Here is a 26,476-nt window from a genome sequence, read left to right as displayed (position 1 = left end):
GCGCACCGCCCTTCTCGTGCTCAGACCTTCGGCACCGACACCGCGTCGTACTCGGTGTCGGGCGTCGGCTCCACGTCGAAGCGGGCGTTGGGCAGGTAGAGCCGCTCGCCCCAGGCCGCGACGGTGGTGGGGATACGGAAGCGCGGGTCGGTGATCCGGGTGATCGCCGTGCCCTTGGTACCGGCCGCGTTCAGGCGGAACACGTCGATGGCGTTCTGCGCCTGCTGGACCACATAGAGGGTCTTGCCGAGGAGCAACAGGCCGTCCCCATTGGGGATTTTCGATGCGCCGAGGTCGACGGCCCGGGCGGCTCCAGTGCGTGGGTCGACCCGCTCCAAGGTGCCGCCGTTCGCGAAGGCGTTGACCACGAGCAGGGCGCTGCCGTCGGGCGTGCGCTCGATGCCGTTGGCGGTGAAGTCGTCTCCCTGGACCCAGTCGCCGGTCAGCGGCACCGTCTCCACGCCGGCCTTGGTCAGCTTGTACAGCTGCGGCTTGAACGAGTCGGTGAACCAGGCGGCGCCCGGGGTGAGGATCACGTCGTTCACGAAGGTGCCGCCGGTGGCGTACACCTTCTCGATCTTCCCGGAGCGGGCGTCGACCGTGCGGATCTCGCCGCTGTCGCCGCCGGCCAGGAACAGCCGGCCGTGGTGGTCGATCTTCAGACCGACGGTGGGGTGTCCGGTGCCGAGGCCCTCGCTGATCACGGAGCCGCGGCCGGTGGCGAGGTTCGCCCGGTAGACGGCTCCGGTGGCCAGCGAGCCGAAATACGCGAAGGGCCGGTGGCCGATGGTGATGCCCTCGGGCTGGAAGCCGTCGGGCAGGGGGAACTGGTCGGGCCACGCGGACTTCGGCGTTTCGGCCGCGTGGGCCGTGCCGCCGAGCAGCGCTGTCCCCGTGAGCGCCGCGGTCGCGGTGAGCAGTCTTCGACGTGCGAAGGAACGGTCTGTGGGTGCCACTGTGCGTCCTTCTGCCAAGGGGCCGGCGGTGGCCGGCCGAACGGTCAGCAAACGCCTCCCACCCCATCACACGACAGTAACCACCGCAGTCTTTGGCCGGATTGTTGCGTGACATCTGTTTCAGGACGGATTGCACACGTTACCCAATTCAACTTGTTTCCAAACCGAGTTCACGAAAAGGGGGGTGGACGGGAGGCCGCGGGAGTGCTTGGTTGTCCCCCGGAGGCGCACCAACCCGCAACCAGGCACCCGCAAGGAGCGAAGGGAGCGGTACCCGATGACCGACCAGGTACAGCCGGCGCAGGGCCCGGGAGCCTCCGGGCCGGGCCCCGACGGAGCGGGATTCACCTATCGAGGGGCCGAGCAGGAACTGATCGTCGTCGCCCGTCCCGAGGCCCGGCTGCGGGCCCGGGCGGAGGGCGTACGGTCGGCGGCGGGAGCGGACGTGTCGGCCCTGAACATGTTCCTCAGCGACGAACAGCTCACGCTTGAACCGCTGTTCGGAAGCGAGGAGAGGTTGCAGCAGTCGGCGACGGCGGGCGACGGGAACGTGCCCGATCTCGCGCTGTTCTACCGGGTCAGCGGCAACCGCGGCCGGGCGCAGGAACTGCGGTCGCGGATCGCCGCGTTGCCGGGCGTCGACACGGCGTACGTGAAGCCCGGTGCCGTCCCCGCCACCCTCGGGCAGGTCGGCGAGGAGAGCGGGCGGCTGAAGGAAGGCGCCCCGGTCACCCCGGACTTCAGCAGCCGCCAGGGCTATCTGCGCCCCGCACCCGAGGGCATCGACGCCCACTGGGCGTGGCAGCGGCCCGGCGGCGCCGGTCAGGGCGTGACCGTGATCGACGTCGAGGGCTCCTGGCAGCTGGGGCACGAGGATCTCGCCGCCAAGCTGGCCGGAGTCGTGGTCGGCACCCCGCTGACGGATGTCGCCTGGCGCAACCACGGCACCGCCGTGATCGGTGTCATCGGCGGCGACCTGGGCGAGCACGGCGTCACCGGCATCGCGCCGGAGGCGGTCACCGCGGCCGCGTCCTTCCAGGGCATCGGCACCGCGGCCGCGATTCACGCGGCGGCGGACCGGCTCGGCCCCGGCGACATCGTCCTGGTCGAACTCCACCGGCCCGGACCGAAGTTCGAGTTCGCCGAGCGGGACGACCAGCGCGGTTACATCGCGCTCGACTGGTGGCCGGACGACTTCGCGGCCGTCCGCTACGCCACCGCCAAGGGCGTCATCGTGGTGGCGGCGGCCGGAAACGGCGGCGAGTCCCTCGACGACGCCGTCTACGAGCGCCGTCCGGACGAGTTCCCGGAGTCGTGGCGCAACCCGTTCAACCCGTCCAACCAGTCCTCCGGTGCCGTCCTGGTCGGCGCGGGCGCACCCCCGCCCGGCACGCACGGCCGCGACCACGGCCCGGACCGCTCCAGGCTGGCGTTCTCCAACTACGGGGCCCGTGTGGACGCCCAGGGCTGGGGACGTGAGGTCACGACCACCGGAGGGTTCTGGGACAAGCCCGGCGACCTCCAGGGCGGGCCCGAGGAGATCGCGTGGTACACGGACACGTTCTCCGGGACCTCCTCGGCCTCCCCGATGGTGGTCGGCGCCCTGGCCGCGCTCCAGGGCATGCTCAAGGCGGCCGCCCAGGCACCGATGTCCCCGGAACGGGCCCGCGCGGTGCTGCGGGCGACCGGGTCCCCGCAACAGGACGCGCCGGGCCGGCCCGCCTCGCAGCGGATCGGCACCCGGCCCGACATCAAGGCGGCGGTGACCCATCTGCTGCCGCACGCGGTCGGCTCGGGCCAGGCCGAGAAGTACTGGGACGAGCTCCTGCCGTACCCGCGTGAACTCCCGCCCAGGCTCCGGCTGTTCGTGGCCGGCGGCTGGCGGAACCTGAACCACCCGTCCCCCGAGATCCGCCAGGCGGTGCACTCCGCCTTCGCGGGGGGACACCCCGACGTCCGCGTGTGGTTCGCGGACGACGAGATCGTCGGCCTGGTCGTCACGGGCTGACGGACGGCAATTTCCCAACCAGCAACGGCAATTCCCGACCATCAAGGGAAGGTGGCACCCGCATGAGCACCACCCCGCAGATGAGCCAACTGGGACAACTGGGACAGCAGCAGGGCCAGCAGGGACAGCAGTTCCCGAGCACCTCGCCGTACCAGCAGCAACAGCAACAGCCCTTCGGGCAGCAGAACTTCGGCCAGCAGCAGCCGTTCGGGCAGCAGCAGCCCTTCGGCATGGGCGGCGGCTCGCTGGAGCAGCTCCAGCAGCTCGGCCAGCAGCAGCCGTACCAGCAGCTGCTCCAGCAGCTCGGCCAGCAGCCCTTCGGGCAGCAGCAGGGCTACGGACAGCAACAGCAGCTGGGCCAGCAGCAGCAACAGCAACAGCAGGTCGAGCAGCAGGTGCAGCAGCATCTTCAGCAGATCGCGCAGGTGGCCGTCCAGTACATCCAGCAGCAGGTGCAGCAGCAGGCGCTCCAGGCCGGCATCGCGACCGGCTACATCGACGTCGTGCAGCCGCTGCCGGGGCAGCCGAGTGTGATCGGGCTGGTCATCAACAACCAGCTGAGGGTCCTGTTCAACCCGAACGCCCAGACCCACGACCAGGTCCAGGAGGCCTTCGCCTTCGGCCACCAGGTCATCGGCATCTGGGACTCCCAGACCCCGCAGATCCTGCGCAGCATCCAGATCCGCAAGATCTGACCGGTACCGGGTGACACGAAGGGCGCCTCCTCCACGCGGAGGAAGCGCCCTTTCGCTGTGACGTCCTTACAGCGCGACGCCGAGCAGCGCGTCCACGGCCCTCGACACGAGGCCGGGGGCGCCCTCGTCCGAGCCGCCCTGTTCCCGCTGCGACGCCGCCCAGCGGTCGACGGCGGCCAGCGCGGCCGGGGCGTCGAGGTCGTTCGCGAGGGCCTCCCGGATCTCCTCGACGAGGGCGTCGGCGGACGATCCGTCGGGCCGGGAGACGGCGGCACGCCACCGTCCGAGGCGCGCGGCGGCGTCTTCGAGCACCTGGTCGGTCCACTCCCAGTCGGCCCGGTAGTGGTGGGCGAGCAGGGCGAGGCGGATCGCGGCCGGGTCGACGCCGTCGTAGCGCAGCCTGGACACGAAGACGAGATTGCCCTTGGACTTGGACATCTTCTCGCCGTGCAGGGCGACCATGCCGGCGTGGACGTACGCCTTGGCCATGGGGAACTCGCCGGTCAGTACCTGGGCGTGGGAGGCGCCCATCTCGTGGTGCGGGAAGGCGAGGTCGGAGCCGCCGCCCTGGACGTCGAAGCCCATCCCGAGGTGGTCGAGGGCGATGGCGACGCACTCGATGTGCCAGCCGGGGCGGCCGCGGCCGAGCGAGCCGCCGTCCCAGCTCGGCTCGCCCGGGCGGGCGGCCATCCACAGCATCGGGTCGAGCGGGTTCTTCTTGCCCGGACGGTCCGGGTCGCCGCCGCGCTCGGCGGACAGCAGCCGCATGGCGGCGGCGTCGAGGTTCGAGACCTTGCCGAAGTTGGGGTCGGACTCGACGGAGAAGTAGACGTCCCCTTCGAGCTCGTAGGCGGCGCCCGCGTCCCGCAGCCGTTCGACGAGCGGAACGATCCCGGGTATCGCCTCGACCGCCCCGATGTAGTGCCGGGGCGGAAGCATCCGCAGGGCGGTCATGTCCTCGCGGAAGAGGGTCGTCTCCTTCTCGGCGAGGGCGGCCCAGTCGACGCTGTCCCGCTCGGCGCGCTCCAGGAGCGGGTCGTCGATGTCGGTGACGTTCTGGACGTAGTGAACCTGCCGCTTGGTGTCGAGCCACACGCGCTGCACGAGGTCGAACGCGTTGTAGGTCGCCGCGTGTCCCATGTGGGTCGCGTCGTACGGCGTGATGCCGCAGACGTAGAGACGGGCGACGGGACCGGGGTCGAGGGAGACCGGACCACCGGTCGCGGTGTCGTGGATCCTCAGGTCGCGGCCCTGACCAGGCAGGGCGGGGACCTCGGAAGCGGGCCAGGCATGCATGTCATGAGCCTAACCGGACGGATGTTCCGTATACGAACCGGACCGGGCCAGATGGCCGGTAAGGCGTTCTTGCGCAAATCCGGCCCCTGTGCAGGGCCACGCCCAGTGTGCTCCTACACCGGCGGCCAGGGAATGGCGGGCCACTCCCCGCTCGGCTCCGGGTGCTTTCCGGAGGCCAGCAGCGCGTCGACACGCGCGCGCGTGGCGTCGAGTTCGGCGGGCGTGATCAGGGCGGCCAGCCGGGTGGCCAGATCGCCCGTCAGAGCCTCCTTGAGGCCTTTGAGTACGTCGACGGCGTCGCCCGGCAGCGGTTCGCCCGCCCAGCCCCACAGGAGGGTGCGCAGCTTGTTCTCGGTGTTGAAGGTGACGCCGTGGTCGATGCCGTAGAGGCGCTCCCCGGCGGGCAGCAGGTGGCCGCCCTTGCGGTCGGCGTTGTTGATCACGGCGTCGAGGACGGCGAGGCGGCGCAGCCGTTCGTCGTCGGCGTGCACCAGCAGGGCCGTCTTCCCCTCGCCGACCTCGGCGAGGCCGATCGCCTTCCAGCCAGGCTCCGGCTCCTCGCTGTCGACGAGCGCCAGCAGCTCGGGGCCCGGCTCGGCCTCGATCCACAGCTGGACCATGCCCTCGCCGTACGGGCCGTCGCGGAGCACGGTGGGCGGCACGAGGCCCCAGCCGGTCGCCTCGGAGACCTCGTACGCGGCGACCTCGCGCTGGGCGAGGGTGCCGTCGGGGAAGTCCCACAGGGGGCGCTCGCCGCGGACGGGCTTGTAGACGCAGGTGACCTCCTCGCCCTCGTGGGCGACGGAGCAGTACAGCACCGCGTTGGAGGCGTCCCGGATCTGGCCGCGCACCGTGAGCTCACCTCGCGTGAGCAGCTCGGCCGTGGTCACGCTCCGCGACGGTATCCGTTCTGGCGCGGACATACGTGTCCTTCCGGGTCGAGCGGGAGGCTGCACAGCGGGCACGGCGGCCGCCCGGCGTTGACGACGTCCAGGGCACGCTTGGCGAAGGCTCTCGCCTGCGCGCCGGTGAGCCGGACCCGCAGCATCGGGGGGCCGTTCTCCTCGTCCTGGAGGAGGCGCTCCTCGGCCTCGGCGAGGTCCTCCTCGGTGTCCGCGTCGAGCTCCACGAGGGCCTGCGCCTCGACGATCATGCGCTGTTCGTCACCGTCCCAGGCCAGCGCCATGGTGCCGACGCGGAACTCCTCCTCGACGGGGGTGTCCAGGGGGGCGGAGTCGGAGATCTCGGTGGGCGCCATGGCCGGGACGGAGGCGCTGCCGCCGCTGCGGCGCACCACCTCGTCCAGCAGCTCGTCCATCCGCTCGGCGAGCGCGGCGACCTGGGTCTTCTCCAGGGCCACGCTGGTCACCCGGGAGCCGGCGGAGGCCTGGAGGAAGAACGTACGGCGTCCGGGCAGTCCGACCGTGCCGGCCACGAAACGCTCCGGCGGGTCGTAGAGGAACACCTGACGGGACACGTCCTGTCTCCATTGGAATCGTGAGTGCGTGAACGTCCATACGTGAACGCGCTTGTGCGGACCGCTTCACCCTACTGCGCCCGACGATCACGGTGCGCCCGCACCGCCCCCGACCGGGGCGTCGCCGCCCTGGGGCGTCTCGCGCGGTGCGAGGGAGGTGAAATCACCGGTGTCGCCGAGGCGTACGAGAAACGGCCGCAGCCGGGTGTAACGGATCGCGGTGATGGAACACGGTTCTACGGAGATCCGCTGGAAGAGGTCGAGATGGAGTCCGAGCGCGTCCGCGACGAGCGACTTGATGATGTCGCCGTGCGAGCACATCACGTACACGGCGTCGGCGCCGTGATCGCGCTCCACGCGCGCGTTCCACTCGCGTACGGCCTCGGCGGCGCGGGTCTGCATCGCGCGCATCGACTCGCCGCCGGGGAACGCGGCCGCGGAGGGGTGCGCCTGGACGACCTCCATGAGCGGCTCGTCCATGAGCTCGGCGAGCTTGCGGCCGGACCAGTCGCCGTAGTGGCACTCGCCGATCCGCTCCTCGGTGTGCGGGGTGAGCCCGGGGCGGGCGTCGAGGAGCGGCTGAATCGTTTCCTGGCAGCGCTGGAGGGGGCTGGTGACGACCTCGGAGATCGGCAGCCCGGCGAGCCGCCCGGGCAGCGCGGCGGCCTGTGCGGCCCCGCGCTCGTCGAGGGCGACACCGGGCGTCCACCCGGCGAGCAGTCCCTCGGTGTTGGCGGTGGATCGTCCGTGCCGGACGAGGATCAGCGTGGGCATGCGGCCCAGCGTAGGCGTACGCGCGCGTGCGGCGGATTGCGAGCGACGGGAGAATACGCAGCGTGATCGTCGACTGTGCCATCTACAGGGACGGGCACCGGACAGAGGGCCCCGATGACCTGTCCGACGCCCTGGACGAGGCGCGGGCCGCGGGCGGGTTCGTGTGGATCGGGTTGCATCAGCCGTCCGAGAAGGAGTTCGACCTCGTCACCCAGGAGTTCGGGCTGCACCCGCTGGCGGTCGAGGACGCCTTGAAGGCCCATCAGCGGCCCAAGCTGGAGATCTACGACGACTCCCTCTTCCTCGTCCTGAAGCCGGTCGTGTACGAGCCGAGGAGCGACCAGGTGTCCACCGGCGAGGTCATGCTCTTCCTGGGCGACGGCTTCGTGGTCACCGTGCGGCACGGCGAGGGCGCCCCGCTCAAGGCCGTGCGGCAACGCCTGGAGCGGGAGCCGAAGCTGCTCGGCAAGGGGCCCACGGCGGTGCTGTACGCCGTCTCGGACGCCGTCGTCGACCACTACCTGGACGTGGCGACGGAGCTCCAGACCGACCTGGAGGAGCTGGAGACGGAGGTGTTCTCGCCGGACGGCGGCGGCTCGCGCCACACCGCGTCCCGGATCTACACCTTCAAGCGGCAGATCCTGGAGTTCCGCCGGGCCACCGGGCCGCTGGCGCTGCCGATGAACCGGCTGGCGGCGGTCGGCCAGTTCGGTTCGGGCGTGCCCTTCGTCAACGAGAAGGCGCGGCCCTTCTTCCGTGACGTGAACGACCACCTCACGCGCGTGAACGAGTCGGTGGAGGGCCTGGACCGGCTGGTGTCGGACATCCTGTCGGCGCATCTCGCGCAGATGAGCGTCCGGCAGAACGACGACATGCGGAAGATCTCCGCGTGGGCGGCCATGGCCGCGGTCCCCACGATGATCGCGGGGATCTACGGGATGAACTTCGAGCACATGCCGGAGCTGCACTGGCTGTGGTCGTATCCGGCGGTGATCGCGGTCATGGCCGTCCTGGAGGTGCTGCTGTACCGGCAGTTCAAGAGCCGGGGCTGGCTGTAGGACCGCCGGGCGGGCTCACGCGAACTCGGGCGCGGACGTGGCCGGTCCGCCGAGGGCGTCACGCCGCTCGGGCATCTTCAGGGAGACCATCCGGCGCCAGCCCGCGGCACGTTCGTACGCGTACACCGCGTGGATGCCCGCCGCGAGGACGGCCGACTTCGCCGCGGACCAGCCGAGGATGCGGCCCATGTGGGCCATGACCGCGAGGCTGACGTCCCGGTAGATGCGGATCTCGGCGAGCGCGCACTCCCGCAGCGTCCGCTGGATGTCCCGGCCGTGCCCCGCGTGGGCGAAGCGCAGCAACTCCTCGTGGCAGTAGGCGAGGTGGTTGTCCTCGTCGTTGGAGATCATCTTCACCGCGCGGCCGAGTTCGGGGTGGTCCGCGAAGTGCTTGCGCAGCAGTTCCATCTGCTCGGAGGCGCGCTGCTCGGTGACCCGGCTGTGGGCGAGGTAGGTCACGATGTCCCGCACGGTCAGCGGCTGGTCGGCCTTGAGCTTCTCGTGGGCCAGGCCGATGCCGCCGCGCTCCAGGAGCATCGTGTAGTCGGTGTCGGGCGGTACGGGGACGGGGTCGAGGCCGCGCTTCTTCATCAGGGCGCTGAAGATCCGCCCGTGCTTGTCCTCGTCCGCGCCGTGCCGGGTGATCTTGGGGGCGAGGTCGCGCTCGCCGTCCGGGACCAGGGCCGCGATACGGGCGTTCTCCCAGCCGCCCTGGGACTCCCCGCTGGCCGCGATGGAGCAGAACAGCCGGAAGGACTCGTCGTTGTCGAGGATCTCCTGGAACAGACTCTTGGCCGAAAGCATCGTGGGCACCTCTCAGCAGGACTCCGCGGCACTCCGCGAAGAACGAGTCAAATGCGGTCAGAGAGGTGCTGCAACAGCTGTGTCGGACAACTCCGCCAAAAGGAGGACCCCCGGGGTCACGCCGGGGGCGTAACCGTGGGGGCGCCGGCGCGTTGTTCCGCGTGACGGCCGTGGCGGGGAAGACCCCCGAGCCCCCACCACGGCCGCGGAAACCTCCGGCGGTTTGACGCCCGTGTTACGCGAGTCCGGCCCGCTCCAGGGCCTCGAACCCGGCGCGGAGCGAGGCGATCCGCTCATCGAGCGTGAAGCCCGCCGGGGAGAGGCTCAGCGAGGTGACACCGGCGGCCGCGTACTCCTTCATCCGGTCCGCGATGCGGTCCACGGAGCCCAGCAGCGTCGTCTGGTCGATGAGGTCGTGCGGGATCGCGGCCGCGGCGCCCTGCTTGTCGCCGGACAGGTACTTCTCCTGGACCTCGGCGGCGGCCGCCTCGAAGCCCATGCGCTGGGCGAGCTGGTTGTAGAAGTTCTGCTTGGCGCTGCCCATGCCGCCGACGTACAGGGCGGTGTAGGGGCGGAAGGCGTCGGCGAGCGTGGGCACGTCCTTGTCCTCGCCTACGGCGATCGGGAGCGTCGGGTGGACGTCGAACCCGTCGAGGGTCTTGCCTGCCTTCTCGCGCCCGGCCCGCAGGTATTTGATCGTGGTCTCCTCCAGGTGCGCGGCGGAGGGGAAGATCAACAGCGCGCCGTCGGCGATCTCACCGGTCTGCTCAAGGTTCTTGGGGCCGATCGCGGCGATGTAGAGCGGAATGTGCTCGCGTTCCGGGTGCACGGTCAGCTTCAGCGGCTTGCCGGGGCCGCCAGGCAGCGGCAGCGTCCAGTGCTGACCCTCGTACGACAGCCGCTCGCGCGTCATGGCCTTGCGGACGATCTCGACGTACTCACGCGTGCGTGCCAGCGGCTTGTCGAACTTGACGCCGTACCAGCCCTCGGAGACCTGCGGTCCGGAGACGCCGAGGCCGAGGCGGAAGCGGCCGCCGGAGAGCGAGTCGAGGGTGGCGGCGGTCATCGCGGTCATGGCCGGCTGACGGGCCGGGATCTGGAAGATGGCCGAACCGACGTCGATGCGCTCGGTCTTCGACGCGACCCAGCTCAGCACGGTCGCCGCGTCGGAGCCGTAGGCCTCGGCGGCCCAGCACACGGCGTAGCCGAGGCGGTCGGCCTCCTGGGCGACGGCGAGATTGTCCGCGTCCATTCCGGCGCCCCAGTAACCGAGGTTGATGCCGAGCTGCATGGCCGATTCCCCTTACCCATCAGTAACGTCCCTGGTTTCCCGACCTTAGCGCGGGGTGTGCGGATCGGGGCAGTTGGCGGTCGTGTTCTTCCGCCCACATGAACGCGTGTGTCGATGCGGGAAACTGGTCGTCCACAGGCCCCCACGCCACTGGTTCCGGCCAGTAATGTCGGCGTTCATGGAGCAGAGGCATCTCGGCCGCACCGGCCTGCGCGTGTCCCGTATCGGCCTGGGCACCCTCACCTGGGGCAGGGACACCGACGAGCACGACGCCGCGGACCTCTTGAAGACGTTCTGGGAAGCGGGCGGAAGCCTCGTCGACACCGCGGACGTGTACGGCGACGGGGAGTCCGAGTATCTGCTCGGCCGACTCATAGAAGGCCTGGTCCCGCGCCGGGACCTCGTCATCTCCACCAAGGCGGGCAGCGTCCCCGACCCGGACCGCCGCGTCGACGGCTCGCGCGGCCATCTGCTCTCCGCGCTGGACGCCTCGCTCGCCCGCCTCGGCACGGACTACGTCGATGTGTGGCAGGTCCACGCGTACGACCCGGACACCCCGCTGGAGGAGACCCTCCAGGCCCTCGACCTCGCGGTCAGCAGCGGCCGCGCGCGGTACGCCGGGGTCTCCAACTTCTGCGGCTGGCAGCTCGCCAAGGCCGCGACCTGGCAGCTGACCGCCCCGGGCACCCGGACCCGCCTCGCGGCCACACAGCTGGAGTACTCCCTCCTCCAGCGCGGCGTCGAACGCGAGGTGCTGCCCGCCGCGCTGGACCTCGGCATCGGCCTGCTCCCGTCCTCCCCGCTGGGCCGTGGCGTCCTCACGGGCAAGTACCGCAACGCCACGCCGGCCGACTCGCGGGGCGCCTCGGAACACCTCGCGCCCTTCGTCGCCCCCTACCTCGACGACACGGCGAGCCACATCGTCGACGCCGTGCAGACCGCGGCCGACGGACTCGCGGTGACCCCGCTCCAGGTGGCCCTGGCCTGGGTCCGCGACCGGCCCGGAGTGACCGCGCCCATCGTCGGCGCGCGCAACGCGCAGCAGCTCACGGCGGCATTGTCAGTGGAGGCCCTTAGTCTTCCTGACGAGATCTGCCGGGCCCTCGACGATGTGTCGGCGCCCGTGCACCGCTATCCCGATCACGACTGGAGCACGCTGTGAGCACGGAGCCGGAGCCCACGGAGGAGACCGAGCCGCACTCGCCGGACACCACGGAGGACACGGCCGCGAAGGCCGACGCCGCCGGGGCGGGCGAGCCCCAGGCCGCCGGAGGTGACGGGGGCGACGGAGGCGACAGCACGGCTGAGTCCCAGGCCGCCGATGAGCCCCAGGCCGCCGGAGGCGACGGCACCGCCGCGGCTCAACTGAGCGAGGCGCAGGCCGAGCTCGCGGCGCAGAAGGTCGAGCGGGAGCGGATCGCGCGGCGGAAGGCGGAGAAGCAGGCGCCGGTCGAGGCCGGGACGAAGCTCAGCGGGACGGCCGCCGATCTGCTGGCCGCCGTACGGGCCGTCGAGAGCGGGGCGAAGCCCGTGGCGGCCGTCTTCGCCGAACCCGAGGCCCCGCGCCGACCCGCACCCGAGCCGGTGCGCCGGCCCCAGCCGGTCGCGGCCTCGCCCGACGTGCCCGTGGCTCCCGCGGCGGCGACCGTCGAGTCCGTACGGCAGGTACTGGCCGACGGCGGCGCCCCGGAGTCCTTCGTCCCGAAGGTCGCCGCCGCGCTCGGCGAGGGCGCGGCCGAGCAACTGCGGGAGGACCCCTGGCAGTTGCTGCGAGTCGCCGGGGTGCGGCCCGAACAGGCCGACGGGTTCGCGCGGGCGCTGCTCGGCGCGGAGTGCGGCCCGGACGACGAGCGGCGGGGCCGGGCGGTCACCGTGTGGCTCCTTGAGCAGGCGGCCGTGGCCGGACACACCGCCCTCGAACTCCCCGCGCTCACCGCCGCGCTGGGCAAGCAGGGCGTGCCGGACGCCGACACCGCCGTCCAGAACACCCTCGCGGAGGCCGAGGCGCTGGTCTTCCAGGACGCCCTCGACCCGCGGGCCCCGGAACCGGAGGAGGGCGAGGAGCGCCCGGTGCGCGTCCTGGTCGGCCTGGAGCGGTACGCGCTCGCGGAGGAGAGCCTCGCCGACGGACTGGCCCGGCTCATCAACTCCGTGCCGAAGCAGGACGGTTCGGCCGAGGACTGGGAGCGGGCCGCGGCCTCGGCCCAGGGCTCCGCCGCCGAACTGATCCGCGCGGTGGCGGCCGACGGCCTGGTCCTCCACACCGGCGGCGAGGCGTCCCTGGCGGAACCGGTGGCCCTGCTGCTCGCGGCCCGCGAACTCGGCCTGCGCACCTGGGCGACGGCTCACGGCCCGCTGGGCCGGGACCGGTTCAGGGCACTGGCCTCGCCCGACACGGAAACCGACACCGACACCACTGTCACGACGGTCACCGGCCTCCTCGCCGGCACCGAGGGCCCCGGCCGGGACCCCGAGGGCGCACTCGACCTCGATCTCCTCGTGGTCCTGGACGCGCCTCAGCTGGACGTGGAGACGGCGGCGCTGCTGACGGAGTCGTTGCCGGACGGGGCGCGCCTGGTGCTGGCCGGGGACCCGGCGGTGCTGTGGTCGGCGGGGCCGGGGCGGGTGTTCGCCGATCTCCTGGCCGCGCGGATCTGCCCCCAGATCGCCTCCCGGCGCCCGGACCCGGGCCCCCTCGGCGAGTTGGTCTCCGGCATCGGCATCGGCGAGCTGAACCAGGTCGAGGCCCCCGGCAAGGAGGTCGTGATCGTGCCCGTGCGGGACGCGGGCGAGGCCGTCCACCGGACCGTACAGCTGGTCGCCGACTCGGTACCGCGCGCGATCGGCGTCCCCACCGAGCAGACCCAGGTCATCACCCCGGGCCACGGCGGAGCGGCGGGCACCCGCGCCCTGAACGCGGCCCTCAAGGAGCGCCTCAACCCCGGCCCCGGCCGTTTCGGCGGCTTCGACCCGGGCGACCGCGTCGCCTACTCCCCCACCCCCGGCCGTACCCTCCCGGGCCACGTCGTGACGGCCGACGCGGACGGCCTCCACCTCTCCTGCGCCGGCGAGGCCATCGTCGTACCGAAGGACCAGGTCGAACAGTCGGTACGGCACGGCTGGGCCCTGACCGCCCACCAGGCAGCGGCGGGCCGCTGGCCGGCGGTGGTCGTGGTCCTGCCGGGAGACGCGACCCAGTCCCTGACCCGCCCCTGGGTGTACACGGCGTTCAGCCGGGCATCCCACCACCTCTCCGTGGTCCACGGCGCGGACCAGGCCCTGCCGAGGGCAGTGGCGGAAATCCAGGCGAAGCCCCGCACGACCCGCCTCCCCGTCCTGCTGGCAACACAGGTACCAACGCCCAGCTGACCCACCCAAGGGGCGCGGGGCTGTATCGATATGCGGCTCCGCCGCGTGGGCGCGATCAACCCCCACCGGCCCGCAGACGCAAAACGGCGGCGGCCACGGAAACCCTCCGCGACCGCCGCCGTCCGAGCACAGCGCTAAGCGTGCCGCTCCAGATCCTCGTCCTCGTCCTCGTCCAGGTCCGTATCGAGATCGTCCAGCTCGTCATCGGCCTCGTCGTCGAACACCGCGCTGACGTCGAACCGACACACCACCCGCTGCGCGTCGATCTGCTCGAACGGCCCCTCCAGCCACTCCCCGGGATCCGCCGGTTCGTCCGCCGCGGTCACCCACAGCGTGGAGTCGCCCTCCTCCAGTCCGAACTCCTTGTGCCGCGAGGCGATCTCGTCGGGCTCGAACTCCCCGAAGAGGATGCCCAACGCCCCGTGCACCGTGCCGGAGGCCTCCGCTCCGTCCTCGTAGTCCGCCGCCTCGATCCGCTGGGCCTGGGCCAGCAGCCGCTGCGGCTCGGCGACCGCGTAGTCACGGCGGATCAGCACGCTCAGGGCGTGCGGCTCCTCGGGACCGGTGTACGGCGGCAGGGCGTCATCCGTGCCGGGGATCTCGAAGGGGGTGACCTCGTCGTAGCGATCGTAGAGCAGCTCGTCGTACGTCTCCGCGGCCGCGGCGAGTTCGTTGAACGCCTCGTAGACGGTCGGGTCGTCCTCCCCCGACCGGCGTTCGACCGCGGCCAGGTGGCGGTCGAGCGCGGTCTTGACCGCCTCGGCGGCGGCACGTACCTCGGCAGCGGTGGGCTGCACAGCATCAGACATAGTGCAGACGCTATCCGTACCGGGCCCCAGCCCGCACAATAGATGCGATGCCGGAATACGAATTTGTCGACGTGTACGTACCGCGCGGGGTCTCCCGCAAGGACGCCACACGACTGCTGACGGACCATGCCGAGTACGGACACTGGGAGTTGGACCGCCTGAGCCTGCTGCGTGACGGAAGCCGCAGGGTGCGGCTGCGCCGCAGGATCATCCGCCAGGTTCGCGCCACCTGGTGAGATGACGCGCCGACAACGGAACGGGCCCCGCGGTGGCGGGGCCCGTTCCGTCATGTGCCGTGTTCCCTGCGCGGTGCGCCGTGTTCGCTACGCGGCCGCCCGTGCCTTGCGGTAGAGCACCGCGCCCGCCAGGAGGGCGCCCGCGCCGACCGGCAGGGTCAGCCCGAGCGGGAGGTCGCTGCCCGTGTGGGCGAGCTGGGCCTCACCGCGCGGCTGGGTGACCGTCTGCGTACCGGGGTGGTTGCCACCGGGCGTGCCCGGCGTCCCCGGCGTCTCGTCGCCCGAGGAGGGCGGCGTGCCCGGCTCCACCGGGTTGCCGGGGTTGTTCGGCTGCCCCGGGTTGCCCGGGTTGTCGGGGTTCCCGGGCTGCCCCGGGTTGTTCGGCTGGTCCGGGCTGCCGGGAGGCGGCGTCTGGTTCCCGCCGCCGGGAGGCGTGCCGGGGTGCCCGCCGCCGGGGCCGCCGCCGTTGCCGCAGTCGTTGCCCGTGGTGGAGTTGCCGATGCCGATGACGTCGACGCTGTTGCCGCAGACGTTCACCGGGACGTCCACCGGGGCCTGGACGTGGTTGCCGGAGCCGACGCCCGGCGAGTCGATGGCGTGCCCGCCGGCGGACGAACCGCCGCCGCCGGACGACGGACCGCTGCCGCCGTACCCCCCGGAATCGCCGTACCCCCCGGAGTCCCCGTACCCCCCGGACGAGCCACCGCCCTGGTTGGCGCACTTGTTGCCCGCCGCCGGGTTGAGCGCCCCGACGACATTGACCGTGTTGCCGCACACGTTCACCGGCGCGTGCACCGGCGCCTGCACCGTGTTGCCCGACAGCACGCCGGGCGAGTTCGAGCCGGCACCACTCGCGCCGGAGTCGGCGTGTGCGGCAGCGCCCGCGGCGGCGATCACGCCGGTCGCGGCCGCCACCGTCATCAGGCCTTTGCGGGTGACCTGTCGCATTCCTGAATTCCCCCTGCCTTTTCGATTCCGACCTGCGATCCTCGTGAAAAGACCGGTCGGCCCCGGAGCGCATGGCGCGCGCTCCGGGGCCGACGGGTGTCAAACGACCCTCAGTGGATCGACGTCACTTGTTGATGCAGGTGTTGCCGAAGGCGGGGTTCAGCACGCCGATCACGGAGATCGTGTTGCCGCACACGTTCACCGGGATGTGGACGGGCACCTGGACGACGTTGCCGGACGCGACACCCGGGGAGTGCACGGCGGCACCCTGGGCACCCGAGTCGGCGACGGCGAGGCCCGCACCCGCGAGAACCAGGCCACCGGTGGCAGCCGCAGCGGCGACGACCTTCTTGATCATTATTCCTCCTTGTTGGCAAAAGCGATCTCGTGTTGCTGATCGCATCACCTGTAACGAGGAGGGAGTAATGGAGCTACGAGCTTATGAGCGCATTCACCCGTCTCAGTCATTTCCGCACGCGCTGTCGAATATCCACGTCAACCATCCATGCCGACGTCTGTCACGACGCGTCGATGAAACGGTCGAGCACCCGCACACCGAACTTCAGGCCCTCCACCGGCACCCGCTCGTCGATGCCGTGGAACATGCCCGCGAAGTCGAGCTCAGGCGGCAGCTGCAACGGTGCGAAGCCGAAGCAGCGGATGCCGAGGTCGTCGAAGGACTTGGCGTCGGTGCCGCCGGAGAGCATGTAGGGCACGGCCTTCGCGATCGGGTCCTCGGCGCTCAGCGCGGTCTGCATGGCGTCGACGAGCCGGCCGTCGAAGTCGGTCTCCAGCGCCTTGTCCCCGTGCACGTCCTCGCGGCGCACGCGCGGGCCGAGGATGCGGTCGAGGTCGGCGAGGAACTCCTGCTCGTAGCCGGGCAGGAAGCGCCCGTCGACGTGGGCGGTGGCCTGCCCGGGGATGACGTTGACCTTGTAGCCGGCGCCGAGCATGGTGGGCGCCGCCGAGTTGCGCAGCGTGGCCCCGACCATCTTGGCGATGCCGCCGAGCTTGGCGAGGGTCTCGTCCATGTTCTCGGGGTCGAGATCGGTGCCGAGCGCGTCGGACAGCTCGTCGAGGAAGGACCGTACGGTCTTGGTGACCCGCACCGGCCACTTGTGCCGGCCGAGCCGGCCGACGGCCTCGCAGAGCTCGGTGATCGCGTTGTCGTCGTTGGTCATCGAGCCGTGCCCGGCGGTGCCGTCCACGGTGAGCCGCATCCAGTGCATGCCCTTCTGGGCGGTCTCCACCAGGTAGAGCCGCAGGTTCTCGTTGACGGTGAAGGAGAACCCGCCGACCTCGCCGATCGCCTCGGTGACGCCCTCGAAGAGATCGGGGTGCTTGTCGACGAGGTACCGGGCGCCGTACGTGCCGCCGGCCTCCTCGTCGGCGAGGAACGCGAGGACGATGTCGCGCGGGGGCTTGCGGCCGCTGCGCAGCCGGTCGCGGACGACCGCGAGGGTCATCGCGTCCATGTCCTTCATGTCGACGGCCCCACGGCCCCACACGCAGCCGTCGGCGACCTCGCCGGAGAAGGGGTGGTGGGTCCAGTCCGCCGCGTTGGCCGGTACGACGTCGGTGTGCCCGTGGATGAGGAGCGCGGGCTTCGAGGGGTCCTCGCCCTCGATGCGAGCGACCGTCGAGGCGCGCCCCTGGTGCGATTCGAAGATCTGCGGTTCGAGCCCCACCTCCGCGAGCTTCTCGGCGACGTACTCGGCCGCCTTGCGCTCACCCGGGCCCGAGTGGTCGCCGTAGTTGCTGGTGTCGATCTGGATCAGCTCACGGCAGAGGTCCACGACCTCGTCCTCGCCGGTGACGTGCCTGGTCGTGTCCGTCCCGCTCACGCTGGTTCCTCCCGCTGTCACTGCTGGTGGTTCCCCTCATCCTCCCTCTCCCACGGGCCACACCCAAGACCGGACCCGGCCCGTCACACGCCGTTCACGAGGGAGCGAGGGGGTGATCGGGGCACCCCGAAAGCCTGGTAATGTTTCCTCTGTCGCCGCGGGGGAAACCCCGCACGACAGACACCTTGTCCGGGTGGCGGAATGGCAGACGCGCTAGCTTGAGGTGCTAGTGCCCTTTATCGGGCGTGGGGGTTCAAGTCCCCCCTCGGACACCAGCGAAACCCCTGCTGAGCAGGGGTTTTTTGCTGTCCCCTGAGTTCCCTGAAATCTCCGCCGCCAGGTCGGCAACCTCCGTGCTCTCCGCGGTCACCACACCCTGACATCGCACCATCCAGCACCCCCTCTTTCAGGGACGAACAGGGACGAAGCGGATGAGACGAGCACGTGCACATTCACGATCACATTCACGTTCGCGCAGGCTGTACGCGGCGATCGCCGGGCTGAGCCTGGCCGCCGCGACCGGAGCCGCGCTGCTGCTGCCGGAGGCCTCCGCGGCCACCCCGACGGCGACCGGCTATGCCACCCAGAACGGCGGGACCACCGGCGGAGCGGGCGGCACCACCGTCCGGGCCACCACCGGCACCCAGATCCACCAGGCCCTCTGCGACCGGGCCGACAGCAGCACCCCGATCACCATCGAGGTCGAGGGGACCATCAACCACGGCAACACCACCAAGGTCTCGGGCGACAGCTGCAACACCGCCGCCGATGTGATCGAGCTGAAGCAGATCAGCAACGTCACGCTCATCGGCGTCGGCAGTGGTGCCGTCTTCGACCAACTCGGCATCCACGTCCGGGAGTCGAGCAACATCATCATCCAGAACGTGACGGTGAAGAACGTCAAGAAGTCCGGCTCGCCCACCTCCAACGGCGGCGACGCCATCGGCATGGAGAGCGACGTCCGCAACGTCTGGGTCGACCACGTCTCCCTCATCGCCTCCGGCGGTGAATCGGAGGGCTACGACGGGCTCTTCGACCTCAAGGACAACACCCAGTACGTGACGCTGTCGTACAGCACCCTGCGCGACTCGGGCCGCGGCGGACTCATCAACTCCAGCGACAGCGACCTGACCAGCAGCTATGTCACGTTCCACCACAACCTGTACGAGAACATCGACTCCCGCGCTCCCCTGCTGCGCGGCGGCACGGCGCACATGTACAACAACCACTACGTGAGCCTGAACGAGTCCGGCATCAACTCCCGGGCCGGTGCCAAGGCGAAGGTGGACAACAATTACTTCGAGGACTCCAAGGACGTCCTCGGCACCTTCTACACCGACCTCGCCGGGTACTGGCAGGTCAGCGGCAACGTCTTCGACAACGTGACGTGGTCCGCCGCCGGGGACGAGAACAACCCGGCGGGCCCCGACCCGGTGTCCAACACCACGGTGAGCATCCCGTACGCCTACACACTCGACCAGGCGTCCTGCGTGCCCGCCATCGTGGCCAGGACGGCGGGCGCGGGCACGGGGCTCGCGGTGTCGGACGGCAGCTGCACGGCGACCACACCGACGGCTACGGCCACCGCGACACCGACCGCCACGACGACACCGACGGCGACACCCACGGCCACCGCGACCAGCGGCACCAACCTCAGCATCGGCGCGGGCTCCGACGGTTCCAGCAAGGCGGACGGCACGAGCTACGGCAATGTCCGCGACGGTGACACCAGCACCTACTGGTCGCCGAGCGGCGCCACCGGGTACGTGTCGATCAAGTGGGGCTCGGCCACCAGCGTCTCGAAGGTGGTCATCAAGGAGACCTCGGCCGCGGCGGGCCGGATCGGGTCGTGGCAGGTCCTGAACGGCGACACCGGCGCGGTGCTGAACTCCGGTAGCGGAGCGGGCACGATCGCCGTTCCGCAGACCTCGCTGAAGAAGATCACCTTCAACGTCACCGGCTCCAACGGCACTGTCCAGATCGCCGAATTCGAGACGTACGCCCAGTAGAACGCCCTGTGGAACGCAATGTGGGGCATGTCTCGCCCTGCGTATCGAACCGCAGGTCAGAAGGGATAAGGCCCGTTCGGGAAACCACCCGGACGGGCCTCTCCAGTGGCTGCTCATCCGGTGCGGACCTAGCGTCGTACTAAAATTTCCGGCTTGTTACGGAGCTGGACCCGGACAACCCCAGGCAGACCTGCGGGCCCGCCAGCGCCCCGGAGGCTTCCGGGTTCGAGACGCGAGGACCGGATGGCAGCCATACACGAGGGCAGTGCCCTCGGCCTGCTCGACGAGGAGATCCGCGAGCGGTTCGGCGACACGGCACGTTTCTCCGGGGGGCCGGCGGCCTCTCCGCGCACGCTCGTCGACATCTTCGACGCCTCCGTGCGGTCCCACCCTGACGAGCCCGCGCTGGACGACGGTACGACCTGTCTGACCTACCGTGCGCTGGCCGTGGAGGTCGAGCGGCTGCGGCGCGGGCTCGCCGAGGCCGGGGTGGGCCTCGGGGACCGGGTGGGGGTGCGGGTGCCCTCCGGCACCAATGACCTCTACGTCGCGATCCTCGCCGTACTGGCCGCCGGTGCCGCCTATGTGCCCGTGGACGCCGAGGACCCGGACGAGCGGGCCGAGTTGGTGTTCGGTGAGGCCGATGTACGGGCCGTCGTCGGGGCCGGTCACGAGCTGACCGTCACCGGGCGCGGGGAGATCCCCGCCGGGCGGCCCGGTATCGAGCACGACGCCTGGATCATCTTCACCTCCGGGTCGACCGGGAAGCCCAAGGGTGTCGCCGTCAGTCACCGCAGTGCCGCCGCGTTCGTGGACGCCGAGGCCGCGCTGTTCCTCACCGACGAGCCCATCGGTCCGGGTGACAGGGTCATGGCGGGGCTGTCGGTCGCGTTCGACGCGTCCTGCGAGGAGATGTGGCTGGCGTGGCGGTACGGGGCCTGTCTGGTGCCGGTGCCGCGTTCGCAGGTCAGGAGCGGGGCCGATCTCGGGCCGTGGCTGGTGGAGCAGGAGATCACCGTCGTCTCGACGGTGCCCACGCTCGCCGCGCTCTGGGAGCCCGAGACCCTCAACGACGTACGCCTGCTGATCTTCGGCGGTGAGGCCTGCCCGCCCGAGCTGGCGCAGCGGCTGGTGACCGAGGGGCGGGAGGTCTGGAACACGTACGGGCCGACCGAGGCGACCGTCGTGGCGTGTGCGTCGCTGATGAGCGGTGAGGAGCCGATCCGGATCGGACTGCCGCTCGACGGCTGGGAGTTGGCCGTCGTCGACGAGGCGGGCGAACCCGTGCCGATGGGTGCCAGTGGGCAGTTGGTGATCGGCGGGGTCGGGCTCGCGCGGTATCTCGACGCCGAGAAGGACGCGGAGAAGTACGCGCCGCTGGAGTCGCTGGGCTGGGAACGGGCGTACCGGAGCGGCGACCTCGTGAAGGCCGAGCCGGAAGGGCTCGTCTTCCTCGGGCGGGCCGACGAGCAGATCAAGCTCGGCGGGCGGCGGATCGAGCTCGGTGAAGTGGACGCCGCGTTGCAGGCGTTGCCGGGGGTCGCGGGTGCGGCCGCCGCCGTGCGGACCGCCCGGAGCGGGAATCAGCTGCTCGTCGGGTATGTCGTGACGCAGGACGGCTGGGACCACGCGGCGGCGGTCGAGAAGCTGCGGGCCGAACTGCCCGCGGCCCTGGTGCCGTTGCTGGCGCCGGTCGAGGATCTGCCGACGCGGACGAGCGGCAAGGTGGACCGGAACGCGCTGCCGTGGCCCCTTGAGGGCCTCGAAACCGGCGGTCCCGCCGAGCAGTTGTACGGCACCGAGGCGTGGCTCGCCGAGCAGTGGAGCGAGGTGCTCGGCATTCCGGTGTCGAGTGCGCGTGACGACTTCTTCGCGATCGGGGGCAGCAGTCTCGCGGCGGCTCAGCTGACGACCAGGCTGCGTACCCGGTACCCGAGCGCGGCCGTCCTGGACATCTATCAGCAGCCCGTGCTGCGGAAGCTGGCCCGGCGGCTGGAGGAGTCGGGGCAGGACGACGGGGCCGAGCGGGTGGTCGCTCCGGTGCCGGTGCGGGCGCAGGTGATCCAGCTCCTCGCCATGGTCCCGCTGTTCACGCTGCTGGGGCTGCGCTGGACCGTGGTGCTGGCCGCGCTGGGGAACGTACTGCCGTACTCCTGGCTGCCGACCGCCTCCTGGTGGCTGGTCGGGGCGGTGGCGCTGGTGCTGTTCAGCCCGCCCGGACGGCTCGCGATCGCCGCGGGCGGGGCGCGGCTGCTGCTGCGGGGTGTGCAGCCGGGGCGGTACGCGCGCGGTGGCGGTGTGCATCTGCGGCTGTGGGCCGCCGAGCGGCTGGCGGAGTTCAGCGGGGCGACCTCGCTGACCGGGTCGTGGCTGGAGCGGTACGCGCGGGCGCTGGGCGCCAAGGTCGGCCCCGAGGTGGATCTTCATTCGCTGCCGCCGGTGACCGGCATGCTCAAGCTGGGGCGCGGTGCGGCCGTCGAGTCCGAGGTCGATCTGTCCGGGTGGTGGCTGGACGGGGACCGGCTGGAGATCGGCCCGGTCAAGGTCGGTGCGCACGCGGTCGTCGGGACGCGCAGCATGCTCTTCCCGGGCGCGCGGGTCGGCAAGCGGGCCGAGGTGGCGCCGGGGTCGGCGGTCACCGGGCAGATTCCCACCGGTCAGCGCTGGGCGGGCGCGCCCGCGGTCAAGCTGGGCAAGGCCAAGCGGAACTGGCCGAAGGAACGGCCGCGCAAGGGCACGTACTGGCGTGTCATGTACGGCATGACGGGCTTCGCGCTCAGCGCGCTGCCGGTGCTGGCGGGCGTGGCCGCGTTCCTCGTGGGGCGGGTCTTCTTCACGCCGGACGCGCCGCTGACGGGCGCCCTGCGCGCCCTCGTGCCGGCGACGCTGGCGTTCGGGGCGGCGTACGCGCTGCTGATCCTCGTCGGGGTGCGGCTGCTGAGCCTGGGGCTGCGGGAGGGGACGCATCCGACCCACAGCCAGGTCGGGTGGCAGGCGTGGACCGTGACGCAGCTGATGGACCGGTCGCGGGAGACGCTGTTCCCGCTGTACGCCGGGCTGGTCACGCCGGTGTGGCTGCGGCTGCTCGGGATGCGGATCGGGCGGGGCGCCGAGGTGTCGACCGTGCTCGCGCTGCCGAGCCTGACGACTGTCGGTGAGGGCGCGTTCCTGGCCGATGACACGCTGACCGCGCCGTACGAGCTCGGTGGCGGCTGGATGCGGATCGGGCGGGCCGAGATCGGGCGGCGGGCGTTCCTCGGGAACTCGGGGATGACCGCGCCGGGGCGGTCCGTGCCGGACGGCGGGCTGGTCGGGGTGCTGTCGGCGACGCCGAAGAAGGCGAAGAAGGGCAGCTCGTATCTGGGGCTGCCGCCGGTGAAGCTGCCGCGCAGCGCCGCCGACGGCGACCAGAGCCGGACGTACGACCCGCCGGCGCGGCTGCTGTGGGCGCGCGGTCTGGTGGAGCTGTGCCGGATCGTGCCGGTGTTCTGCTCGGCGGCGATCGGGGTGCTGACGGTGGCGGCGCTGTGCGCGCTCGGGGCGTGGGCGTGGCCGCTGGCCGGGCTCGTGCTGCTCGCGGCGGGTGCCGCGGCGGCGCTGGTGTCGGTCGTCGCGAAGTGGCTGCTGGTCGGGCGGCACCGCAGTGGGGAGCATCCGCTGTGGAGTTCCTTCGTGTGGCGCAATGAGCTGGCGGACACGTTCGTCGAGGTCGTGGCGGTGCCGTGGCTGGCCGGTGCGGTGCCGGGGACGCCGGTGATGACGGCGTGGCTGCGGGGGCTCGGGGCGCGGATCGGCAAGGGTGTCTGGGTCGAGTCCTACTGGCTTCCGGAGACCGATCTGGTGACCCTGGAGGACGCCGCCACCGTGAACCGGGGCTGTGTGCTCCAGACGCACCTCTTCCACGACCGGATCTTGCGGACGGATACTGTGGTCCTCCGTGAGGGCGCGACGCTGGGTCCTGGCGGGATCGTGCTGCCCGGCAGCACGGTCGGGGCCCGTACGACCCTGGGTCCCGCGTCGCTCGTCATGGCCGCGGAGTCCGTTCCGGACGACACCCGTTGGCTCGGCAACCCGATCGAGGCATGGCGTCCCTGAGCGCGGGCCACTCGGACCGCCCGCCGCAAGGGCGCGCCGGTGTCGGGAGGGCGAACGCGCGGAGGCCCGAAGGGTCGAGCACGATCGCCCTCCCGACACCGGCTTTGGCGCCCTGAAGGCAAAATCGAACAGGGCGCGGTGCACCGGAGCGGAGTGGCAGCATGGCACAGGGAGTAGACACAGCGGTGGCGGTTCAGCAGGCGGCGGGTTCGGACCCGTATTTCCCGGAGAACGGTGACGCGCGGTACCGGGTGCACCGGTACGAGCTCGCGCTGGACTACCGCCCGGGCCCGAACCGGCTCTCCGGCACGGCCCGGATCAACGCCATAGCGGGACGGGCGCCGCTGAGCGAGCTGTTCCTCAACCTCGCCGACTTCAAGGTCGGCCGGGTGCGGGTGGACGGCCGCCAGCCGCACTACACCCACCGCGGCGGCAAGCTGCGCATCCGCCCCGCCAAGCCGGTCCGGCCGGGCGCGGCCTTCACGGTCGAGGTGCACTGGGCGGGCAACCCCAAGCCGGTGAACAGCCCGTGGGGCGGCCTGGGTTGGGAGGAGCTGGAGGACGGGGCGCTGGTGGCGAGCCAGCCGATCGGGGCGCCGTCCTGGTACCCGTGCAACGACCGGCCCGCGGACAAGGCGTCGTACCAGATCTCGATCACCACGCCGTCGGCGTACTCGGTGGTCGCGGGCGGCAGACTGCTGACGCGTACGACCCGTGCGTCCACGACGACTTGGGTGTACGAGCAGTCGGCGCCGACGTCCAGTTATCTGGTGGGTCTGGCGATCGGGAAGTTCCAGACGGTGCTGCTCGGGGATCCCGGGCCGGGTGGGGTGCCGCAGCACGGGCACATTCCGGCGCATCTTCTCCCCCAGTTCTCCCGGGACTTCGCGCGGCAGCCGCAGATGATGGACGTCTTCCAGGAGATGTTCGGGCCGTACCCGTTCGAGGAGTACGCGGTCGTGGTGACCGAGGAGGAGCTCGATGTCCCCGTCGAGGCACAGGGGTTGTCGCTGTTCGGCGCCAACCACGTGGACGGGGCGCGGGGTTCGGAGCGGCTCGTCGCGCACGAGCTGGCGCATCAGTGGTTCGGCAACAGTGTGTCCATCGCGGACTGGCGGCACATCTGGCTGAACGAGGGGTTCGCGAAGTACGCCGAGTGGCTGTGGTCGGAGCGGTCGGGCGGGCGGACGGCACAGCAACTCGCCGCCGCCGCACACCGGTTGCTGTCGGGGCTCCCGCAGGATCTGCGGCTGGCCGATCCGGGGCGCAAGTCGATGTTCGACGACCGGCTCTACGAGCGGGGCGGGCTGACCGTGCACGCGGTGCGGTGCGCGATGGGCGACGTGGCGTTCTTCCGGATGCTGCGCGGCTGGGCTGGGCTGCACCGGAACGGGGCGGTGACGACCACGACGTTCATCGCGCATGCGTCGCGCTTCGCGGTGGAGCCGCTGGACGACGTCTTCGAGGCGTGGGTGCACGGGACGGCACTGCCGCCGCTGCCGATGCCGGAAACGCGGGCGGCGGGCTAGGTCGGGGGGCGCGCCGGGGGCGCCTGTGCCGGGGTCACTGTGGCGGGCCGGTTCCGGGAGAATGGCGGACATGAGCACGCGTTCCTGCCCCTGCGGTCTGTCCGAGCCCTACGCGCAGTGCTGCGGGCGCTATCACTCCGGTGCGGCCGCCGCGCCGACCGCCGAGGCGCTCATGCGGTCCCGGTACTGCGCGTTCGTGAAGCAGGACGCGGCCTATCTGCTGCGCACCTGGCACCCGAGGACCCGCCCGGCCCGCCTCGACCTCGACCCCGGCATGCGCTGGACCGGCCTGGAGATCCTCGGCACCGATGACGGCTCGGCGTTCCACTCCGTGGGGACGGTGACCTTCCGGGCGTCCTTCCGGGGCGGGTCACTGCATGAGCGGAGCCGGTTCGAGCGGGTGGACGGGGCGTGGGTGTATCTGGACGGAGAGTTCCTCGACGACTGACCGCTCAGGGCGCCAGGATGTCCAGTTCCTGGAGCGCGCCCACCGTGATCTCCCGGGTCAGGGTCTCCGCGCGGACCGCGTCGCCCGCTCGGACCGCCTCGGCGACCTGGACGTGGAGGGTGACGGCGGCTGGGTCGGGGTCCTCGAACATGACCTCGTGGTGGGTGCGGCCGGCCAGGACTTCGGCCACGACGTCGCCCAGGCGGGCGAACATCTCGTTGCCGGAGGCCGTCAGGATGACCTTGTGGAAGGCCATGTCGTGGATGAGATAGCCCTCCAGCTGGTGGCCGCGTGAGTGGGCGACCATGCCGAGGGCGCACTCGGTGAGCTCGGCGCACTGTTCCGCCGTGGCGTGTTTCGCCGCCAGGCCCGCCGCCACCGGTTCGATCGCCGAGCGGAGGACCGTGAGCGAGCGCAGCTGCTGGGGGCGGTCCGCGCCGGCCAGGCGCCAGCGGATGACCTGCGGATCGTAGACGTTCCACTCCGCCTTCGGACGGACCGTGACGCCCACGCGGCGGCGGGACTCGACCAGGTGCATGGACTCCAGGACGCGGACCGCCTCGCGCATCACCGAGCGGGAGACGTCGAACTCCTGGGCCAGTTCGTCCGTGCGCAGGACACTGCCCGGCGGGTACTCGCCCGCGGTGATCGCCGGGCCGAGTGATTCCAGTACTTGGCCGTGCAGGCCCCGGCCCGGTGTGCTCATGCACTCAGCGTACGCGTCAGATCACGGACCCAAAAAGTCAGACTTATTCATCACAGGCTCTTGAATTTGTCGTACCTAATGGGTTTCAGTTGCGTCGACATCACGTCAACGAAGACAGGTAGGC

At 71.2% G+C, this 26,476-nt stretch carries 23 protein-coding genes and 1 tRNA gene; 11 read left to right on the top strand and 13 right to left on the bottom strand.

What is annotated here, in order from left to right; all coding sequences use genetic code 11:
* Positions 1–20: 20 nt before the first annotated feature.
* Entirely contained in the window at positions 21–956 is a 936-nt protein-coding gene (locus ABZ928_RS24500; protein ID WP_361522727.1) for a superoxide dismutase, read from the bottom strand.
* 277 nt (positions 957–1,233) lie between these two features.
* Here ABZ928_RS24500 and ABZ928_RS24495 point away from each other — a divergent pair, with 277 nt between their 5' ends.
* Positions 1,234–2,964 carry a S8 family peptidase gene (locus ABZ928_RS24495; protein WP_361522724.1) on the top strand — a complete coding sequence of 577 codons (1,731 nt, stop codon included), beginning with the start codon at positions 1,234–1,236 and terminating at the stop codon, positions 2,962–2,964.
* Positions 2,965–3,005: 41 nt separating this feature from the next.
* Here the strand turns inward: ABZ928_RS24495 and ABZ928_RS24490 are convergent, their stop codons facing one another.
* Positions 3,006–3,371: a hypothetical protein gene (locus tag ABZ928_RS24490; protein ID WP_361522721.1), complete on the bottom strand. Its 366-nt coding sequence runs from the start codon at positions 3,369–3,371 to the stop codon at positions 3,006–3,008.
* Between ABZ928_RS24490 and ABZ928_RS24485 the strand changes: the two genes are divergently transcribed.
* Positions 3,360–3,659 carry a hypothetical protein gene (locus ABZ928_RS24485; RefSeq protein WP_361522719.1) on the top strand — a complete coding sequence of 100 codons (300 nt, stop codon included), beginning with the start codon at positions 3,360–3,362 and terminating at the stop codon, positions 3,657–3,659. The genes ABZ928_RS24490 and ABZ928_RS24485 overlap by 12 nt on opposite strands.
* A 66-nt stretch (positions 3,660–3,725) precedes the next feature.
* Here ABZ928_RS24485 and mshC read toward each other — a convergent pair whose 3' ends face one another.
* The 4 genes from mshC to ABZ928_RS24465 all read right to left on the bottom strand — a co-directional run bounded on the left by mshC (position 3,726) and on the right by ABZ928_RS24465 (position 7,206).
* A complete protein-coding gene (mshC, locus tag ABZ928_RS24480; RefSeq protein ID WP_361522716.1) occupies positions 3,726–4,955 on the bottom strand; it encodes a cysteine--1-D-myo-inosityl 2-amino-2-deoxy-alpha-D-glucopyranoside ligase in 1,230 nt (409 codons plus the stop codon).
* A gap of 113 nt (positions 4,956–5,068) precedes the next feature.
* The gene (locus ABZ928_RS24475) at positions 5,069–5,878 is read right to left on the bottom strand and encodes an SCO1664 family protein (RefSeq protein WP_361522713.1); all 810 of its coding nucleotides are present in this window, start codon (positions 5,876–5,878) and stop codon (positions 5,069–5,071) included.
* The gene (locus ABZ928_RS24470) at positions 5,842–6,432 is read right to left on the bottom strand and encodes a DUF3090 domain-containing protein (protein ID WP_361522710.1); all 591 of its coding nucleotides are present in this window, start codon (positions 6,430–6,432) and stop codon (positions 5,842–5,844) included. Before ABZ928_RS24470 ends, ABZ928_RS24475 begins: the two co-directional genes overlap by 37 nt.
* A gap of 87 nt (positions 6,433–6,519) precedes the next feature.
* Positions 6,520–7,206, bottom strand: a complete 687-nt coding sequence (locus ABZ928_RS24465; RefSeq protein ID WP_361522707.1) for a histidine phosphatase family protein — start codon at positions 7,204–7,206, stop codon at positions 6,520–6,522.
* Positions 7,207–7,268: 62 nt separating this feature from the next.
* Between ABZ928_RS24465 and corA the strand changes: the two genes are divergently transcribed.
* Positions 7,269–8,264: a magnesium/cobalt transporter CorA gene (corA, locus tag ABZ928_RS24460; protein WP_361522704.1), complete on the top strand. Its 996-nt coding sequence runs from the start codon at positions 7,269–7,271 to the stop codon at positions 8,262–8,264.
* A gap of 15 nt (positions 8,265–8,279) precedes the next feature.
* Here the strand turns inward: corA and ABZ928_RS24455 are convergent, their stop codons facing one another.
* Positions 8,280–9,068 (bottom strand): ferritin-like domain-containing protein, encoded by a 789-nt coding sequence (locus ABZ928_RS24455; RefSeq protein ID WP_361522701.1) that lies wholly within the window; start codon positions 9,066–9,068, stop codon positions 8,280–8,282.
* Between the two features lie 235 nt (positions 9,069–9,303).
* Positions 9,304–10,359 carry an LLM class F420-dependent oxidoreductase gene (locus ABZ928_RS24450; protein WP_361522698.1) on the bottom strand — a complete coding sequence of 352 codons (1,056 nt, stop codon included), beginning with the start codon at positions 10,357–10,359 and terminating at the stop codon, positions 9,304–9,306.
* Positions 10,360–10,537: 178 nt separating this feature from the next.
* Between ABZ928_RS24450 and ABZ928_RS24445 the strand changes: the two genes are divergently transcribed.
* Both ABZ928_RS24445 and ABZ928_RS24440 read left to right on the top strand, forming a co-directional pair.
* A complete protein-coding gene (locus tag ABZ928_RS24445) occupies positions 10,538–11,521 on the top strand; it encodes an aldo/keto reductase (protein ID WP_361522695.1) in 984 nt (327 codons plus the stop codon).
* The gene (locus ABZ928_RS24440) at positions 11,518–13,728 is read left to right on the top strand and encodes a helix-hairpin-helix domain-containing protein (RefSeq protein ID WP_361522692.1); all 2,211 of its coding nucleotides are present in this window, start codon (positions 11,518–11,520) and stop codon (positions 13,726–13,728) included. The genes ABZ928_RS24445 and ABZ928_RS24440 overlap by 4 nt, the downstream gene beginning before the upstream one ends.
* Positions 13,729–13,862: 134 nt before the next feature.
* Here the strand turns inward: ABZ928_RS24440 and ABZ928_RS24435 are convergent, their stop codons facing one another.
* Entirely contained in the window at positions 13,863–14,537 is a 675-nt protein-coding gene (locus ABZ928_RS24435) for a hypothetical protein (protein ID WP_361522689.1), read from the bottom strand.
* Between the two features lie 47 nt (positions 14,538–14,584).
* On the opposite strand from ABZ928_RS24435, the gene ABZ928_RS24430 reads away from it, so the two are divergent.
* Entirely contained in the window at positions 14,585–14,773 is a 189-nt protein-coding gene (locus ABZ928_RS24430; protein ID WP_005485166.1) for a DUF5703 family protein, read from the top strand.
* Positions 14,774–14,860: 87 nt separating this feature from the next.
* Here ABZ928_RS24430 and ABZ928_RS24425 read toward each other — a convergent pair whose 3' ends face one another.
* The 3 genes from ABZ928_RS24425 to ABZ928_RS24415 all read right to left on the bottom strand — a co-directional run bounded on the left by ABZ928_RS24425 (position 14,861) and on the right by ABZ928_RS24415 (position 17,565).
* Positions 14,861–15,721: a chaplin family protein gene (locus ABZ928_RS24425; protein ID WP_361522686.1), complete on the bottom strand. Its 861-nt coding sequence runs from the start codon at positions 15,719–15,721 to the stop codon at positions 14,861–14,863.
* Positions 15,722–15,845: 124 nt separating this feature from the next.
* Complete coding sequence (chpH, locus tag ABZ928_RS24420; RefSeq protein ID WP_361522683.1) at positions 15,846–16,079, bottom strand: chaplin ChpH; 234 nt, start codon at positions 16,077–16,079, stop codon at positions 15,846–15,848.
* A 160-nt stretch (positions 16,080–16,239) separates the two neighbouring features.
* Positions 16,240–17,565, bottom strand: coding sequence for a M20/M25/M40 family metallo-hydrolase (locus ABZ928_RS24415; RefSeq protein WP_361522680.1), 1,326 nt, complete (start codon positions 17,563–17,565; stop codon positions 16,240–16,242).
* A gap of 187 nt (positions 17,566–17,752) precedes the next feature.
* Here ABZ928_RS24415 and ABZ928_RS24410 point away from each other — a divergent pair.
* The 5 genes from ABZ928_RS24410 to ABZ928_RS24390 all read left to right on the top strand — a co-directional run bounded on the left by ABZ928_RS24410 (position 17,753) and on the right by ABZ928_RS24390 (position 25,646).
* Positions 17,753–17,840, top strand: a tRNA-Leu gene (locus ABZ928_RS24410).
* A 156-nt stretch (positions 17,841–17,996) separates the two neighbouring features.
* The gene (locus tag ABZ928_RS24405; protein ID WP_361522678.1) at positions 17,997–19,574 is read left to right on the top strand and encodes a polysaccharide lyase family 1 protein; all 1,578 of its coding nucleotides are present in this window, start codon (positions 17,997–17,999) and stop codon (positions 19,572–19,574) included.
* A gap of 243 nt (positions 19,575–19,817) precedes the next feature.
* Positions 19,818–23,669: a Pls/PosA family non-ribosomal peptide synthetase gene (locus ABZ928_RS24400; protein ID WP_361522675.1), complete on the top strand. Its 3,852-nt coding sequence runs from the start codon at positions 19,818–19,820 to the stop codon at positions 23,667–23,669.
* 185 nt (positions 23,670–23,854) lie between these two features.
* A complete protein-coding gene (locus ABZ928_RS24395; RefSeq protein ID WP_361523418.1) occupies positions 23,855–25,198 on the top strand; it encodes a M1 family metallopeptidase in 1,344 nt (447 codons plus the stop codon).
* 70 nt (positions 25,199–25,268) lie between these two features.
* Positions 25,269–25,646: a YchJ family metal-binding protein gene (locus ABZ928_RS24390; protein WP_361522673.1), complete on the top strand. Its 378-nt coding sequence runs from the start codon at positions 25,269–25,271 to the stop codon at positions 25,644–25,646.
* 4 nt (positions 25,647–25,650) lie between these two features.
* Here the strand turns inward: ABZ928_RS24390 and ABZ928_RS24385 are convergent, their stop codons facing one another.
* Complete coding sequence (locus ABZ928_RS24385) at positions 25,651–26,352, bottom strand: FadR/GntR family transcriptional regulator (RefSeq protein WP_361522670.1); 702 nt, start codon at positions 26,350–26,352, stop codon at positions 25,651–25,653.
* Positions 26,353–26,476: the final 124 nt, after the last annotated feature.

It is taken from the genome of Streptomyces sp. NPDC046909, assembly GCF_040644695.1.
GTDB lineage: Bacteria > Actinomycetota > Actinomycetes > Streptomycetales > Streptomycetaceae > Streptomyces.
Note: the sequence above shows the minus strand (reverse complement) of the source record. Positions and strands in the feature narration are given on the sequence as shown.